This window comes from Bifidobacterium miconis (assembly GCF_019331735.1).
GTDB lineage: Bacteria > Actinomycetota > Actinomycetes > Actinomycetales > Bifidobacteriaceae > Bifidobacterium > Bifidobacterium miconis.
The window spans coordinates 14,310-31,221 of sequence record NZ_JAHBBH010000020.1; the positions used below are offsets into that span (position 1 = coordinate 14,310).

General features: G+C 59.6%; 15 protein-coding genes. 13 read left to right on the plus strand and 2 right to left on the minus strand.

Annotated elements, in window-relative coordinates; all coding sequences use genetic code 11:
- Nucleotides 1-293 precede the first annotated feature (293 nt).
- The 7 genes from KIH79_RS07975 to KIH79_RS13230 all read left to right on the plus strand — a co-directional run bounded on the left by KIH79_RS07975 (nt 294) and on the right by KIH79_RS13230 (nt 5,970).
- Entirely contained in the window at nt 294-1,619 is a 1,326-nt protein-coding gene (locus KIH79_RS07975; RefSeq protein ID WP_219058906.1) for a sensor histidine kinase, read from the plus strand.
- Nucleotides 1,620-1,635: 16 nt separating this feature from the next.
- Nucleotides 1,636-2,343 (plus strand): response regulator transcription factor, encoded by a 708-nt coding sequence (locus KIH79_RS07980; RefSeq protein WP_163194584.1) that lies wholly within the window; start codon nt 1,636-1,638, stop codon nt 2,341-2,343.
- A 245-nt stretch (nt 2,344-2,588) separates the two neighbouring features.
- The gene (locus KIH79_RS07985; RefSeq protein ID WP_219058907.1) at nt 2,589-3,272 is read left to right on the plus strand and encodes an ATP-binding cassette domain-containing protein; all 684 of its coding nucleotides are present in this window, start codon (nt 2,589-2,591) and stop codon (nt 3,270-3,272) included.
- 172 nt (nt 3,273-3,444) lie between these two features.
- The gene (locus KIH79_RS07990; protein ID WP_014484606.1) at nt 3,445-3,573 is read left to right on the plus strand and encodes a lasso RiPP family leader peptide-containing protein; all 129 of its coding nucleotides are present in this window, start codon (nt 3,445-3,447) and stop codon (nt 3,571-3,573) included.
- Nucleotides 3,574-3,627: 54 nt separating this feature from the next.
- On the plus strand, nt 3,628-5,217 hold the full coding sequence (locus KIH79_RS07995; protein ID WP_219058908.1) for an asparagine synthase-related protein: 1,590 nt from the start codon (nt 3,628-3,630) through the stop codon (nt 5,215-5,217).
- Complete coding sequence (locus KIH79_RS08000) at nt 5,204-5,476, plus strand: PqqD family protein (protein ID WP_055427646.1); 273 nt, start codon at nt 5,204-5,206, stop codon at nt 5,474-5,476. Before KIH79_RS07995 ends, KIH79_RS08000 begins: the two co-directional genes overlap by 14 nt.
- Entirely contained in the window at nt 5,473-5,970 is a 498-nt protein-coding gene (locus KIH79_RS13230) for a lasso peptide biosynthesis B2 protein (protein WP_219058909.1), read from the plus strand. The genes KIH79_RS08000 and KIH79_RS13230 overlap by 4 nt, the downstream gene beginning before the upstream one ends.
- A 39-nt stretch (nt 5,971-6,009) precedes the next feature.
- On the opposite strand, the gene KIH79_RS08010 is transcribed toward KIH79_RS13230, so the two are convergent.
- The gene (locus KIH79_RS08010) at nt 6,010-7,335 is read right to left on the minus strand and encodes an ABC transporter substrate-binding protein (RefSeq protein WP_219058910.1); all 1,326 of its coding nucleotides are present in this window, start codon (nt 7,333-7,335) and stop codon (nt 6,010-6,012) included.
- 233 nt (nt 7,336-7,568) lie between these two features.
- Here KIH79_RS08010 and KIH79_RS08015 point away from each other — a divergent pair, with 233 nt between their 5' ends.
- The 6 genes from KIH79_RS08015 to KIH79_RS08040 all read left to right on the plus strand — a co-directional run bounded on the left by KIH79_RS08015 (nt 7,569) and on the right by KIH79_RS08040 (nt 15,429).
- Nucleotides 7,569-8,687, plus strand: a complete 1,119-nt coding sequence (locus KIH79_RS08015; RefSeq protein WP_219058911.1) for an ROK family protein — start codon at nt 7,569-7,571, stop codon at nt 8,685-8,687.
- Between the two features lie 130 nt (nt 8,688-8,817).
- Nucleotides 8,818-9,747: an ROK family protein gene (locus tag KIH79_RS08020; RefSeq protein WP_236023718.1), complete on the plus strand. Its 930-nt coding sequence runs from the start codon at nt 8,818-8,820 to the stop codon at nt 9,745-9,747.
- A 396-nt stretch (nt 9,748-10,143) separates the two neighbouring features.
- Complete coding sequence (locus tag KIH79_RS08025; protein ID WP_219058912.1) at nt 10,144-11,454, plus strand: sugar ABC transporter substrate-binding protein; 1,311 nt, start codon at nt 10,144-10,146, stop codon at nt 11,452-11,454.
- A 10-nt stretch (nt 11,455-11,464) separates the two neighbouring features.
- Complete coding sequence (locus KIH79_RS08030; protein WP_170114959.1) at nt 11,465-12,400, plus strand: carbohydrate ABC transporter permease; 936 nt, start codon at nt 11,465-11,467, stop codon at nt 12,398-12,400.
- A 2-nt stretch (nt 12,401-12,402) separates the two neighbouring features.
- Complete coding sequence (locus KIH79_RS08035; RefSeq protein WP_109056370.1) at nt 12,403-13,275, plus strand: carbohydrate ABC transporter permease; 873 nt, start codon at nt 12,403-12,405, stop codon at nt 13,273-13,275.
- A gap of 132 nt (nt 13,276-13,407) precedes the next feature.
- Nucleotides 13,408-15,429 (plus strand): beta-N-acetylhexosaminidase, encoded by a 2,022-nt coding sequence (locus tag KIH79_RS08040; RefSeq protein ID WP_219058913.1) that lies wholly within the window; start codon nt 13,408-13,410, stop codon nt 15,427-15,429.
- A 123-nt stretch (nt 15,430-15,552) separates the two neighbouring features.
- Here the strand turns inward: KIH79_RS08040 and KIH79_RS08045 are convergent, their stop codons facing one another.
- The gene (locus KIH79_RS08045; RefSeq protein ID WP_094667168.1) at nt 15,553-16,830 is read right to left on the minus strand and encodes a tyrosine-type recombinase/integrase; all 1,278 of its coding nucleotides are present in this window, start codon (nt 16,828-16,830) and stop codon (nt 15,553-15,555) included.
- Nucleotides 16,831-16,912: the final 82 nt, after the last annotated feature.

Here is a 16,912-nt window from a genome sequence, read left to right on the forward strand (position 1 = left end):
CGCGCGGCCCACCGCCGCGAGCATGCGAGCGGCCAGACAACACGGTCATGCGCGCAGCGCATGGCCCGGGGCCGCGTTCCCGCGCCGATTGCGGAGAGTATGTCGAACAGCCCCGCCTGGAGCATTCTCTCCGCAAGCGGAGAGGGAAGTCCGCGATAAGTTACTGTCATCCGTAGATGTCAAACAGGAGCCCAGTCATGGACATGCGAGCCTCAAATCGTAGATAATGGGAAAGCTGTATTCTCGGACAACGAAGAAGGCGTAAGGTGCAGGTTGCGAGGAACCATCTCATTATGGGCTCACGCCGGGGTAAGTCATCAGATGGGAGACAAACGCTGGCCGTCACCCCGCGGGATCGATTGATCCTATGGCTTCGTCAGCTCAAAGGGGAACGCCTGCTTCGTTTCACGACGACTCTGATCTGCATCGTTGGCACGATGGGCGTGCTGATCCGCGATTATGTGAAAGAGCGGATGGCAATCGGCACAGGATATTCGTTTATCCGGTTCCTCAACGAGGGAGCGGGAATATGGTACTTCCTTATACTGCTAGTTTTGGGAGCCATAAACGTGACGTTAAGGTCCAGAAGCCCCGTGGCGTCGCTGGCCTTGGAATTCATTGAGCTCTCTCTGGGCGTCCTGTTCGGCGTTGGTCTGCACTCATACACGCAGGTCGCGCTTATCTTGGTGCTTTATCTGTGCATTCGGCTTCCTTTGTATGTTCAGGCCATGTGCGATCTGGCCATGATCTGCATGATCGCAATGCAATACATCTATCCCTCCTATCTGCAGCCTCAATATTTGGCGTTACTGTACTCCGTCGCTTTGGCCGGCATCGCATCCTCACTGTTGTCCATAGCGTGGGAACGGCGAACGTCGAATAGGCTGCTGTCCGAGGCACGGCGAAAGACCGCAATGCTGGCGGAGGAAAAGAATCGTACGGAACGGCGCCTTCGCATGGCCAACGAGCTGCATGACAGTGTCGGTCATGGATTGACCTCGATTATCGCGTTATCGCAGGGAGGTGAGGACTGTATAAGGAATGGCGGCTATTCCGCTTCGCAACTGGCTGATGTCTTAGCAGAGATCACATCGATTGCGAAGGACAGTCTGACCGATACGCGCCGTATACTAAAGGTCTTCAATGAGGAAGAATCGCAGCCGTCTTTGGAACAGGTCGGTCTTGAACCAGTGAATCAGGATGACATCCTGCGTTTACGGGATTGGGACGATATCAGACCCGTACTGGAACACATACGCTCAACCGGAATCATCGTCGTGTTCACCGAAACGGGAAGACGCGTCGAGGATCCCCGCCGTTCGGATTTATGCTTCGCCGTCACTCGCGAGGCACTGACCAATGCTCTTCGGCACGGTATGGGACTAACCCGTATTGCCGTTTCATGGAACCATTACCGTGATGGCGGAACGGCAATCACGATCCGCAATGATGGGCATGTCTCCGGACACGACACCGCCGGCAGGGCATCCGGTCAAAACAGGAAGCCGACTGGTGGAACCGGACTGCAGCGACTCTCCCAACGCCTGGCGAAAATGGGCGGAACCCTGTCCTATGGGCCATACGGCAATGGCTGGGCGGTCAAAGCACTAATCCCCTGAAAGAAACGGAAGAACCATGAAGGATGCAAGAGACGACACCATCAAGGTCATGTTGGTCGATGACATGCGAGGGGCACGCACCGGTTTCATGATGATGCTGAGCAACGATCCAAACATCATCGTCAGCTCACAGGCCGTGGACGGCGCCCAAGCAATCGAGTTCCTACGGCAATCACCGCAGCACCTGCCTGACGTGATTCTGATGGATGTACGCATGCCCGTCATGGACGGCATAGAGGCAACAGGCATCATCAAGGAGCAATTTCCCCAAATCCGGATACTGATTTTGACCACATACGATGAGGACGATTACGCCTTCGACGGATTGGCGCGTGGGGCATCCGGATTCCTGCTCAAGGACGCGACCCCGAAACAGCTACGTGACGCCGTACACGCCGTGCATAACGGAGATGCGGTATTGACACCGAGAATCACCGGTGAGGTGCTCAATCGCGGGGTTCGGCCCATATCGGACAACACCCGCATCAAGTTGCTGCGAAGCCTATTCGATGGACTTTCCAAGCGGGAACGTGAAGTTGCGGAACTCGTGGCGGCCGGCTTGTCCAATCAGGAAATCGCGGAGCGCCTATTCATCGAAACGACATCGGTGCGACGCACGGTAAGCCGTATATTGGCCAGAATGCACATGCGGGACCGAGTCCAAATCGCCATAGCCTGGTATCAATCGGGGCTGGACCAAATAGCAGGCGGCAAACCAGCATAAAAATCATGATATTCATCTCAAGGATTGTGGTGTTTGTCATCTTCAGATGACAAACACCACAATCCTTTTATTGGAGAAAAGAGCGAACTGGTTAACTGTTTATGTCCGCCGCTCAAGCGAACGGAACAAACCCAGCATATATCACGTCACTTTTTACCATCCCCTAAGATAGGGCAGTATTCAAAAACCGTTAGGGGGGGGGACTTCGATTATTACGGCTCGGGTCAATCGAAGAAAGGAAAACGATGTGCCAGCTGCCCGATTCGGCTTCACCCATCATCGCGTTTGAGAACGTCTCATTCAATCATGCCGGTCGCGAATTGCATGGGATCTCATTTACCGCCTATGCAGGTCGAGTCACCGTTCTGATGGGGCCACATGACGCCGGCAAAACAACTGTTCTCCGAATGCTGTTGGGGCTGGATATCCCGGATTCCGGGTGCATATCAGTCTGCGGCAAACCCTATGGCACATCCCGTATACCAAAAAACGTTGTGAATGCAATGCCCGAAGCCATTTCACTGTCCCCATATTACTCGGCCGGAACCTATCTTCGTTGGAAGGCGCTCTGGGCCGGAACGCCTGGTCCGCTTCTTGACGGGATCATTCACATGACCGAACTGCAGAATCTTCTCACCGTCAAGCTCCACAATCTCGCTCCAATAGATGTCCTCAAAATGCGATTCGCCATAGCTCTGCTTCCCAATCCCAAAGCCCTGATTGTAGATGAACCGCTCCAGGCACTCGATCGATCGGGCGCGAATTGGCTCTGCGAGCAGATACGGAAGCAGGCGAATCGTGGCGTTGCGGTGCTCATCGCATCCGACCCGGACGGCAAGCTGAAGCCGATTACCGATGATGTTGTGGTACTGGATAAAGGCACCGTGGTAAAAGAGGGTTCCCGCGGCCAACTCTGGAAGGAAGGCTGAAAAACGCCAGCAGATCGTCCGATTCCCCATAGATCCATGTGTTTGGTGTTTGTCATCCGAAGATGACAAACACCAAACACATTCTTGGATGTACTATCCAAATCATGTTAACTGGAATGGCATGCACCGGCATGCAATCCGGTTCCATATCCAGAACACGAGGAGAACGAAGATGAAGGATTATGTGCCTCCTGCCGTTGAGGTCATCGCATCATTCAAGGAAGCAACCAATGGCGTATGGTTCGGCAACTATGTCGATGTTGGCGGTGCCAAGGCCCCGTTCCCTTGGGGATCGAACTGACCGAAACCCTGCATATATTGATGATCCCTAGCTGTATCAGGATAGGGAAACGTGATGCCGTTTACGTATAAGAACCCAAACTGTACCGTGATTGTCCGCGGCGGGAAGCCGACGGACTGTTCGAAGCTTCCCGCCTCCATCAGCATCAATGACGAGGGAACATGTGTCCAAGTTCCTCTGCTGAGTGGCGATCGCATGTTCTGGATCGTCGCCGAAGATGAAGTGCTCCTGTCGGACAGCGCCTCCCGACTTGCAAGTATCACGAACGCCGATCTTGACCTAGAACGCATTGTCATGGATCTGCTGCCTTCGCTCCCTGACAGCCTACGAGGGGACAAATCCCCATGGAGGAACGTACATTCCATACCTGTCGCAACCATACTGCACCTCGACAAATCCAATAGGCCGCGATATACGAGAGCGGAACCTTCACCCATAAAACATGTTTCAAACGGCGCAATTCTGGCATCGCTAAGGAGCAGTTTCCTGACGATCGCGGATGAGTGGCGCAATGAGGCACCACTATCCGCCGATGTGTCCGGAGGAGTGGATTCCGCCGCCATCACATACATCTTCGCCAGCGAGGGGGTTCGTATGCCCCTGTATCATGAAACACCCGACGATCCAATGAATCAGGATTCCCAATGGGCCGAGCGAATCTCCGAGGACGTTCGGATGCCACTCATCAAAGTCGGCCGAGTCGTGGATGGAAACAGATCATTCGAACCCGCAGCCGAATACCCCAACAACGAGATACCTGAAGAACCGATCTACTGGAGCGATATCGAAGGCTATCTCAGCCGAATCTCCGAAATGGAGGCAGGCACAAGCCGTATCCATGTCACAGGTTTCGGAGGAGACGAGCTGTTCGCATCTATGCCATCCTCATCTTGGAGCTGCCTGCGGGAACACCCACTGCGACTACGAGACATCCGAAGACAATACAGCGCCGATTACCGAATCCCACCCCATCAGGCAATTCTCGATCTGACCGATAACACCGATCTGTATGAGGAATTACGGTCATCGTTCCTGGACGCGGAACAAGGTCATAACCATCGCTCCTCGCCTTGTGGATGGCACGATGTCATACTCATTCCCGAATTCCTGACCACAAAAGCCAGGGATATCCTATATAGCGCCATTGAATCACAATTCAAACACGCCGAAATTCGGCCATTGAGCCCCGACCGAAGCCGTCATCAGGCGCTCTATTCTCTGTCAATGCAGGCACGAATGCTCAATCAGGTTAATCGGACGTTCGCCTCTGACGACATAACGTTCCGCTCCCCTTACCTGGACCATGGGATCGCGGACTATGCGCTATGTGCCCCAATCAGTGCACGCACCGAAGGAAATCTACACAAAGCCGTATTGTACCGGGCACTCAAAGGCATAGTCCCCGAAACGATATTCCGGCGTCCCGTCAAAGGCGATCACTCATATTCACTGTATCTGGCCTGGCAACGCTCGAAGGACTCGCTGCTCAACTCAATCACCGGTGGAGAGCTGGACGAAGAAGGATTGATCGATATGCCAGCCATACGGCGTCGAGCTTCCATGCCGATGCCTGACATCACGTTTCTGTTCGAAATGCAACGAGTCGCGGCAGTGGAAAGGTGGCTAAGACATGCAAACCGATGACACGATGGCGAACACCAGCCTGAAGGACCAGATATCCCTGTATCCCAAAGAGGGAGGGGCAATCGTATTCGTCAACGACACCGGCGAATACCTGCAGATCAACGAAATAGGCCGAATCATCCTCGACGGTCTGATGCACGGCAAAACCGTTGAGGATTGCACGAATGAAATCGCCGAAGAATATCGGGCTGACAGACAAATCATCGTCCGGGATACGGAACGATTTCTCGCCGATATGGGGAAGCACGTGCGTTTATGAGCATCCCTCTGCAGCCGGAAGCAATCACACGAGTCAACTTTCACGACCGCCTGGTGGCGCTGATTGCCATCATTATCGGAAGACGGATGGAACGACAACGAATCGGAGAGTTTTGCCGTCGGCTTGAAACGTGGTCCGAACGGTATCCGCCAGCCGATGCCGACATGGCGAAGCGTTACCGCAACGCCGTATGTGCGGTAAGCCGCAGATGCCGCAGCCAGCAGGGTTGTCTGCTTCGGTCGCTCTCCACGGCGGCGGCATGCCGCATATCTCACCGATCCGTCACATGGTGCACCGGATTCACCGATCGTCCCTTTCGCGCACACGCCTGGGTCGAAGTCAACGGCACACCCATCGGCGAACCTGATTCCGTCAAACAGTACACCATCACCAGAACTAGTGCCATACGGAAAGAAGCGAATCATGCGACCGGAACGCCCAATTATGATATTCCTCCATTAAATTACGGGAGGAATATCGAACGAACGAGATAAGTGTCAGTGACATCATCCGTTTCTTGAAGTCCAGAAATCTCAGCGGACGATGAAACCTTGATCTTCGGCGTAGTCCTTCATGGCCTTCTGCCACTTGGCGGCGGCCGTCTTCAGATCGGTCTTGCCGGAGAAGAACGGTCCCATATCGTCCGTGTAGATGGAGCGGGCGTAGGGCTCGAAGGGCAGGAACTCCCACTTGCCGGTGACGTCCTTGGCGGCCTGGGAGAAGACCTCGTTGTACTTCTGGCCGCCGAAGAACTCGTTGTCGCTGCCGTCGGCGTTCCTGAGCGTGATCTTGGCGAGGAAGTCCTCCTGGTTGAGGGTCTTGGTGGTGGCGGGGAAGCTGCCGTTGGACACGCGGGCGTCGATGCCCTCGTCGTTGGTGGTGACGTATTCGACGAACTTCTTGGCCGCCTCGAGCTTGCCGTCCGCGACGTCCTTGGCGATGGCCAGGCCGCTGCCGCCGTATTCGCCGTTGATGGGCGTGCCGTCAACGGTGGGCAGGAGGGCGACGCGGAACTTGCCGGTGGCCTGCGGCACGCCCTGCAGGAGGTTGTTGGCCATCCACGCGCCGCTGATGAGGCTGGCGACGGAGCTGTCGCCGAGGGACTTCATCCAGTCGTCGGTCCAGGTCTTCGTGTGGACGTCGATGAGGTCCTCGTCGCGCATCTTCTGCCAGAGGTCCATGAACCGCTGGGCGCCCTTGTCGCCGGTGATGTCGATGGTCAGCTTCTCGCCGTCGAGCGTGTAGGCGTGGCCGCCCATGGCCCACATCATCGCGTTGAACAGGCCCGCGTCGCCGGAGTCGGAGGTGATGTAGGAGCCGGTGGCGCGGATCTTCTTCGCGTCCTCGTAGAACTCGTCCCACGTGGTCGGCGGTTCGTTGACGCCGGCCTGGTAGAACACGTCCTTGTTGTAGAAGTAGGCCATCGGGCCCGAGTCGGCGGGCATCGCGTACAGGCCGCCGTTGATGTTCACGGAGCTCCAAGTGCCAGGGGTGAACGTGTCCTTGAGCTTGGCGGTGTCGTAGACCTTGCTCAGGTCCATGAGCGTGCCGGAGTGCACGAACTGCGGGATGGCGAGGTACTCGATCAGGGTGACGTCGGGCAGTCCGTTGCCGGCCTGTGCCGCGTTGTTGAGCGCGGTGTAGGTCTCCTCGGTGCTGCCGACGTTGCTCACCTTCACCGTGATGTCGGGGTTGGCCTTCATGAAGGCCTCGGCGGCCCGGTCGATGCTCGTGTCCCACGACCATACCGTCAGTTCGGTCTTGCCCGAGCTTGCGGCCGTGTTGCCGCATCCCGCGAGAGGGATGAGCAGCGCTCCGATGGCGGCCGTGGCTACGGCTGCGCGAGTGGTGTTGTTCATGATGGTCTTCTTTCCGTGCCTGACCGTCTTTGGCCATATGCCGCAACTATTTTGTTTGGATGTCGAACATGATTATGCACAGAGATGGGAAACTTGTCAAAGTTGCGGGGTTTCCATATTGTCAGTCCCCTGATGGGTGTTATCCTGAAAGCCGTTCGAGGATGACGCCGGGATGTCCGTCCCGATAATGTGATTCCGCATTTCCGCAATCGTCTCACCCGAGGAGGGCTCCCATGTACGCTAAATCCAATCCCAGCGACGCAAGGGCCAACAACCGCAGACTGTTGTTCCGGCTGCTGTTCCCCGACCGGCAGCTGTCGCGCGCCGACCTATGCAAGGAGACGGGGCTCTCGCGCGCCACCGCCACGGATGTGACCGGCGAGATGATCGACGACGGCCTGCTGCGGGAGCTTGGTTCGGGAAGGCGCGACGGCCGCGGCAAGCCGGGCACCCTGCTGGCCATCGACACGGACGTGCTTCGTCTGGTGTGCATCGACCTGTCGCGTCCGTACGTGATGACCGGTGCCGTGATGGACCTGCGGGCCAGGATCGTCGAGCGGCGCGAGCGGGTGCTTGATGACGGGGATCGGGTCGATCTTGACGACGTGCTTTCACTTGCGGGGCAGATGATCCGGCTTGCCGGTTCGGGGCTCGTGGGCATCGGCGTCGCCGTACCCGGCGTGGTCTCCGGTTCGGGGAGAGTGATTTCCAGTTCCAATCTCGGCTGGGACAACGTGGAACTTCGCGACCTGCTCGAAGGCGAGTTCTCTCTGCCCGTTCGCGTGGACAACGACGCCAATGCGGCCCTGCTGGCCGACCGGTTCCTCGGCCATGGCAATCCCAACTGCCTGCTCGTGCAGACCACCCGGGGCGTCGGCGCCTCGGTGCTGCTCAACGACGAGTTCGTGGAGGGCGACGACCATGCGGCCGGCGAGATCGGCCATGTCGTGATCGACCCTGCCGGCCCGGCGTGCACCTGCGGCAAGCGCGGCTGTCTGGAGACCTATGTCTCCGCCATCGCGTTGCGCGACCGCATTCGCAGGGATCCGAATCGACGTGCGGACATTTTGGCCGCGGCCGGCGCGAGGCTCGGCGGCGCGCTGGCGATGCCGGCGAGCCTGCTGAACCTGCATGACATCGCCGTCTATGGGCCTCCCGATATCGTCGGAGAGACGCTGCTCGGCGCATGCAGCGAAACCGTCAACGCCCTGTCCCGGAACGACTATCAGAGCAAGATGCGGGTGCGCCGGTGCGAGCTCGGCGATGACGCCACCCTGCGCGGGCAGGCGGTCTCCGTGCTGCGCGAGATCGTGGGCAGGCGCGGGCTGTCCGCGGCGGCCGCCTCGTCCTGACGGACGTGCGCCCCGCCGCCGGGCGCGCGTGGCGTGGTGTATCATCGCTTCCCGGATCCAATATGTAAGGATTCCGAACATAATGGCGGGCGGACGAAACAGGAGTCCGCCCTCGGGAACGGAGATCGTCATGACGATGAATGCCAGTGGTATGCCGGAAACAGAGAACCTGCGCGTCGGCGTGGATGTCGGAGGAACGAAGATCGAGGCGGTGCTGACCGATGCGGCCGGCACGGTTCTCGCATCCGCGCGCAGGGCAGCCCGGAAAGGCGGCGACGAGGTCGTGGAGGATGTGGTCGCCATCGTGCGGCAGGTGGCCGGAATGCGGTTCGATGAGGTGAGATCCGTGGGCATCGGCATCCCCGGACTGGTGCACCGCGACACCGGGCGTGTGGAGAATGTGGTCAATCTCGGAATTGAGAACCTGGAGCTGGGAGGCCGTGCATCCGGCATGCTGGGGCTTCCCGTGTGGGTGGACAACGATGTGAACGCCGCGGCGCTGGGGGCCTATGGGACGCTGCCCGACCGGCTCAGGCACGGCAGGATGGCGTTCGTCAACCTGGGGACGGGGCTGGCGGCCGGCTTCGTTCGCGCCGGTCTCGTCGAACGCGGCGACACTGGCGCCCTCGGGGAGATCGGCCACCTGCCGGTGGACCCCAACCGCATGGCGTGCAAATGCGGTCAGCGCGGATGTCTGGAGGCCGCATGCTCGGGAGGGGGTCTGCGGCGCATGTGGCCCGTTGCGGATCCTCCGCTGCCCGACATCCTCGCGAAGGCCGACGGCGGCGATGACGAAGCGGAACGGGTTCTCGGCATCGCGCTGCATGCCCTCGCCGACGTCGTGCAGATCGTCGCCCAGGCCGCGGATCCTTCGGTCATCGTCATCGGAGGCGGTGTTTCCCGCGCCGGGTTCCCGTTGCTTGATGCGCTGCGCGGGGAACTGTGCAACAGGGAGGCCTCCAGCGGATTCATCGCGGGTCTGCGGCTGACGGAACGCCTGCGGCTCGCCGATGCGTCGATTCCGATTGGCGCGCTCGGAGCGTCCCTCATCGCCTGCTGACCAGACCCCGGTGCCGACGGACCATCGGCGCGCCGAAACCAGATTCCTTAAACTCCGACAGACGGGGTGCACCACATCCATTATTTTGTTCGACTGACTTGCAAAAAAGGTTAAGGCGTCATATCCTTGGCTTTCAAGGAGGTTGAAACCAACTACAGGAATTACGCAAGGCTTGCTAACAAAATATCCGGTCTTGCTGCGGCGCGATGCCCAGAAGTGGTGTGGCGTCATGTTCCTCGGTATCGCTACGGACGTCGGCAACGGCGTCCGTAGCGGCATCGCCCGCGCATGGCAGCGCGGGCGGATACGGACCCGGGACCGTCGTGCGCAGCGGCACGTCGCGCCATTCCTCCGAACGACGGCGTCGGGCAGGCATTCCAGGAAAAGGAAACCATCATGAGAACGAAGAGGATTTCAGCGGCCATCGCCTTGGCGGCCGCGTCGGCGCTCACCCTGTCGGGATGCTCGATGGGAGCCCCGTCCGGCGGCTCGCAGCAGGATGCGTCCGCAGGTGGCAAGCTGACGGTGTGGATCATGCAGGGCGACCAGAGCGAGGACACCATCAAGGCGATCAACGAGCGGTTCACCAAGGAGACGGGCGTCAAGGTCGATGTGCAGACCCAGGTGTGGGCCGATATCAATACGAAGGTGACGACCGCGCTGTTCACGGACACGCCGCCGGACGTGATCGATCTGGGCAACACGCAGGTCGCAGGGTTCGCCGTGAGCGGCGGCCTTTTGGATCTGACGGACAAGGCCGACGACATGAGGCAGGGGCACACCTGGCTGTCCGGCCTTGAGGAGCCCGCCACCATCGACGGCAGACTGTATGGCATCCCCGCGCTGGGAGCCGCCGGCGCCGTGATCTACAACAAGAAGATGTGGTCCGCGGCCGGAATCGACAATCCTCCGAGCACGTACGAGGAGCTTGAGACCGATCTCCAGAAGCTCCGGGACGCGAACACCGACAAGGACTTCTCCCCGTTCTATATGCCGGGGCGTGACTGGAAGTCGGCGGCACGGTGGATCTGGGATGCCGGCGGCGACTTCGCCGAACAGCAGTCGGACGGAACCTGGAAGAGCACCCTGTCGAGCGACAAGTCACTCAAGGGCATCGACCAATGGCTGGAATTCCAGCACAAGTGGTCCTCCGAGGCATCCCGCTCGCTGGACACCGGCAACCCCGACTTCAGCCAGCTGCTGGCCGAAGGCAAGACCGGTGCGATCCTGAACAACAGCGCCGGCATCCGCACCATCCAGCAGTACAACCCCGACCTCACGACCGACGATCTGGGATCGTTCCCCATGCCCGGCGCCAGCGGCAAGCTCCAGCCGGCGATGATGGCCGGTTCGGTGTGGGGCGTTGCGCAGAAGAGCAAGCGTCAGGAGCTGGCGCTCAAGTGGATCAAGATCGCCGCGAGCCCCGAGATCCAGAAGGACTACGTGTTCGCCAAGGACGGATGGATGCCCAACTACGTCGAAGGCCTCGACGAGGTCATGAAGTCCGCGGACTTCCCGTCCTACCTGACCGGCTTCTTCGAATCGGCGAAGGACACCAAGGCCACACCGGCGTCCCCGCAATGGCTGACCATCGAGAACGACAGCTCCCTGAACTGCTTCGGCGACATCGCCACCGGCGCGACCACGGCCAAGGCCGCGGCCAAGTCGTTCGACGAGCATGCGGACTCCCTGTACGCGAAGAAGTAGGGGAAGCGTGATGAGCAATGCGCAATCGACGGCTGCCGCCGTCCCCGTGGTGAAGCGGCGTCGCAATCTGACGCCCCTGTGGCTGCTGACGCCCGCCGGCGTGATCATCGTCGCGCTGGTCGTGGTGCCGTTGGTCTTCCTGGTCTTCACGTCGTTCACGGACTTCAACCAGAAGACCCTGTTCACGGGCTCGTTCAACATCGTCGGGTTCGACCAGTACGAGAACGTGCTGGCCGACCCGGAGTTCTACAAGTCGCTGGCCCGCACGTTCGGGTTCGCGGCCGCCCTCGTGGCCGGCAGCGTGCTGATCGGCATGGGCGTGGCCCAGCTGATGACCAAGCTGGGGCCGGTGATGCGCTGGCTGGTCACGTTCGTGCTGATCTTCGCATGGGCCATGCCGAACGTCGCCTCGTCGGTGGTGTGGAAGTGGCTGTTCCAGCCGGGGTACGGCGTGGTCAACTGGCTGCTGACCCAGACCCGGCTGTTCGGCGACGTGACGAACCTGTCGTGGACCGACAACACGTGGCTCGCGTTCCTGGAGATCTGGCTGCTGGTCGTCTGGCAGGCCGTCCCGTACATCGCGATCAACCTGTACGCGGCGACCACGCAGGTGGACAAGTCCTGCCTTGAGGCGGCCCAATTGGACGGCTGTTCGAAGCTGCGCTGCTACTGGCAGATCACCGTGCCGCTGATCAAGCCGAGCCTGATGGTCATCACGATGCTGTCGGTGATCTGGGACTTCAACGTGTTCAACCAGATCTGGCTCGTCTCCCAGGGAGGACCCCGCGAGACGACCGCGACGATCGGCATCTTCACCTACAAGAAGGCGTTCGTGTCGTTCGACATCGGCACCGGCGCCGCCGCGAGCGTGCTGGTCACGCTCATCCTGCTCGCCCTGACGAGCGTGTACATCCGCTACCTGCTCAAATCCGGGGAGGACCTGTGACCATGAATAGGGCAACCGCAAACCACGGCATCGCGCCGCGCGCCAAGCGCAGCGCATCGGCCGAGCTGCGCCGCATCGGCACGATCGTATTGGCCGTCGCGTTCTGCATCGTGTGGATCTTCCCGGTCTACTGGATGTTCGTCACGTCGATCAAGCCGCGCAACCAGATCATGACCGCCACTCCCGTGTTCTGGCCCGCGAAGCTGTCGATCGACAACTTCATGGTGGCCGTCACCCAGACCTCGTTTCTGACGAACCTGAAGAACAGCGTGATCGTGACCGCCGTGTCGATCGTCCTGTCGATCGTCCTCGCGTTCTTCGCGTGCGCGGCCCTGACCCTCTACCGGTTCCGCGGCCGCAAGGCGATCATGGTGTTCGTGCTGGCCATCCAGATGACCTCGGGCGGCATCATCCCGCAGTTCATCATCTTCAACCAGTTCGGCCTGCTCAACAAGTACAGCGGCCTGATCCTCGCGTACATCGCCATGGTCCTGCCGTTCGCGATCTGGAACATGCGCGGCTTCTTCCTGAACATCCCGAAGGACATCTTCGAGTCCGCGGCCGTCGAGGGAGCCAACGACTGGCAGATCCTGTGGAAGATCACCTTCCCCCTGGCCGCGCCCGGCATCGTGTCCACGTCCGTGTTCGCGTTCATCAACGCCTGGAACGACTACATGACCGCCTACACGTTCATGAAGGACCAGTCCAAGTACACGCTGCCCGTATGGCTCTCCTCGTTCTCCACGCCCACCATGGGCACCGACTTCGGCGGACAGATGGCCGCATCCGTCATCTTCTCCCTGCCCGTCGTGATCTTCTTCATGATCATTCAACGCAACATCATGAAGGGCGTCACCACTGGAGCCGTCAAATAACACAAACGGAGCGATGAACAATGCGTGCGGCGCCGGGACCATTTCCGCGAGTGGTTCCGGCGCCGCGCGTCATCTCGGAACCCAAAACGCAATATACCGCAATCAAAGGTGAACCACTGAGAAAGGACTTCCATGAGCGATCAAGCAACCCTGAAGGGATGGACCATCATTCCCAAGCCGCAGACCGTACAACACAAGGCGGGCGTCTCACTGCTGCCGATGTGCGGCCGAGTCAACGAGCCACGTGCGTTCGGAGACGAACGGCAGGTACTCGCAACACAACTTGCCGACGACATTCGTGCGGTTACGGGATTGGAATGGGACATCGCCACGGGTGACCGTTGGCCTGGATTCATCACATTGACGACGCCGGACGATCTCCATGCGCGTCCGTCCGGCGCGTACACGCTCGACATCGCCAAGGACGGCGTGACCGTCACGGGCGCGGACTTCGAGGGCGTGCGCAACGGCGTGCAGACCCTGCGCCAGCTCATCCGCCAATGCGGCGCCGCCCTGCCCTGCCTGCACATCGAGGACCAGCCCGCCTTCGAAACGCGCGGCTACTATCTCGACGTCACCCGCGGGCGCGTCCCCACCCTCGACTGGCTCAAGACCTGGGCCGACAAACTCTGCCTCTACAAGTACAACCAGCTCCAGCTCTACGTCGAACACACCTTCCGCTTCGACGGGATGAGCGAGACCTGGCGCGGCGCCAGCCCTCTCGCCCCGCGCGACATCCTCGAATTCGACGACTACTGCGCCGAACGCGGGCTGGAGCTCGTGCCGTCCGTCTCCACGTTCGGCCACCTCTACATGGCCCTGCGCACGCAAAGCCTGCGCGACCTCGGCGAATTCCCCGAGAGCGCCGACGAGCCGTTCGGGTTCATCGACCGCATGCGCCACCACACGTTGAACATCAGCGACGACCGCGCCTTCACCCTGTCCACGAAGCTCATCGACGACTACCTGCAATTGTTCCGCTCGGACAAATTCAACATCTGCGCCGACGAGACCTTCGACCTCGGCAAAGGCCGCTCCAAAACCCTCGCTGAGAAGGTCGGGGTCGCCGCCATGTACGCCGACTACGTCACCCGCCTGTGCCGCCACCTCGAAACCCAAGGCAAGCAGCCGATGATGTGGGGCGACATCGCCCTCGAACACCCCGAAATCCTGAATAGACTTCCCGAAACCGTCACCCTGCTCAACTGGCAGTACGACCCGCAAGTCACCGACGAGAAGATCCGCACCGTCGCCCGATCCGGCGCCACGCAGATCGTATGCCCCGCCGTATGGTGCTGGAACGCGCTCCTGCCGCGCATCGACGACGCCTGGAACAACATCACCCGCATGGCCCGCTACGGCACGCAATACGGCGCGCAGGGCATGCTCGTCACCGACTGGGGCGACCTCGGCCACGTCAACGACCCGCGCATGGCCATCCCCGGAATGATCATCGGCGCGCAGGAGGCATGGAACCCCGGACGCATCCCCGACGAGGCCGACATGCTCCGCCGCATCTCCCGACTCGAATACCGCGACGCCAGCGGCGAACTGCTTGATATCCTCACCCATGCCAGTCATGCGGCCAGCTTCGAATGGAACCATCTGATCACATGGCTGGAACTTGATGACGGACGGGGCGGCGTCAACACCGGGGTCCTGCAAACCATCCCAGGACTGCTGCCGGAAGACGAACGACCGGACGACGTGGTCCGCGCCCTTCAGGACGGAAGCCGGGCACCGTCACTTGCGGAATCCCGACGGATGCTGTTCCGCTATCTGAAACATCACGTCACGCTCGGCGAAACCGCAGATCACCTTCTACAGACCAGTGCCCGTCGAATCTCCGCAATCGCCGCGACCTCAGGACCTTGGACCAACGGGGATGCCGCTGCATTTCGCGTAGCCATCGAGGGGCAGCGACTTCTGAACCGAGTTGGCCTCCGACTCGCGTCCGAGACCGGGGTCATTGGCACTGTGCAATCGGGTGAGGCGATTCAGCATGACGAAGCGGCGAACATTGCCGAAGCATTGGAGATCTGGATGGAGGCGTATGCGGCGCAATGGCGTACTCTCAGCCGAGACTCCGAACTCCGTCGGCTGCAAGATACGGTGTGGGAGTTAACGGACTATCTGCGCTTCCAATCCGTCTGATGCTGCGATTGTGAGACTTCGACCAGTCAGATACCGAAATGCCGTGAGGGACCAGATTCAGATCCCTCACGGCATTTCCTATACGAAGGTGAGTCACGTATCGCGATGGTGCATCACTTTGGTCTAGAATTCACGCCGCTGGATACCGCTCATAAATGATTCGGCAAGCTCGTCAACCACTTGACTCTGATGTGAGGCGACGGTGAGCTGGTAGTACCGGATGGCAACCTTCTCACTGACGTGTCCCAATTGATTCATGACTTCCCGCAACGTTCCACCCTGAATCATGAGTAATGTTGCATGGCTGGCTCGTAATGCTTGGAATGTCAGATCAGGGCGTCCTGCTTTCAACCGGGCTTTGGCGAACTGGCCGTCCAGCGTTGTCTGGGACATGATTCTTGCACGTTTGGGCACGAACACCGGCGAATCCGGTCGGGTCAGATCGCAGTAATCAGAAAGGTGCTGTCGAATAAGAGAAATCAGCGTATCCGGGATGTGTACGTTCCTGATGCTGGATTCCGTTTTCGTCTTACCGAATTGGAGATCCCCTCTGTCAGCGTCACCGCGATTCACGGAATGCCGGACGTGAAGTATCTGCCTGTTCAGATCGATGTCTTGCACCTGCAGCCCACATAGTTCGCCACATCGCAGACCACCCACTAAAGTCGAGAGGAATACGGACAGTCTGGTGTAATCGGGCATGGCATTCGCCAGCAGGATCAATTCGGAAGGAGTCACCGGCGGCACGTTGATGCGGGCGGGCTGTGGCGCTGGCGGAATATGGAATATGAAGGGATTGAAGGACAGCAATGGCTCCGAACCATCCAATCCGCCACGTGTGGCTGACTCAAGTACCGCCTTCAGCCGCATGCATGAGCGTCGGAATGCCCACCGGCCTTCCGGGTGAGGCGCATCATACCAAGCCTTGATGATGGACGGAGTGATCTCGTTAAGCGGCAGGTCTCCAAGACTTGGCAGAAAATGGCCAATGTCCAGATAAAGATTGCGACGCGTGCCACCGGCGATGCCATTGCCGTCGGGCAGCCGGTATTCCTCGGCCCATCGCATCACATAGTCGCGGAACAACATATTGCGTTGTGTCTGGCTCTTTTCCACGACGGCTTTTCGTCGGCTTCGTTCTGTTGGATGAACCCATTCGGCGATGCCGTTACGATGGAGGCTGACAAGGTACTTTTCGGCTTCCAGCCATCTACGGGCTTCGAGCTCCTGATCCGGCTTGAACTGGCGTTGGACGCGTTTGCCGGGTTCTAATGGATTCGGATATCGAACCTGCCATGCGATTAGCATGCCGGTTCTGTCATAACGGGCCAGCACGGTTCCCCACTTGCTTCGCGGCGGCTTCTGCGGATGGTTTCCATGGGAATGCCTGATTTTCGGCATATTGATCTCCCTCGATCGCGAAAAGGCGCACCCTGCGTGCGCCTTGTGGGGAGATTGAAACCAAGGAACAGTGTAAGTGAAT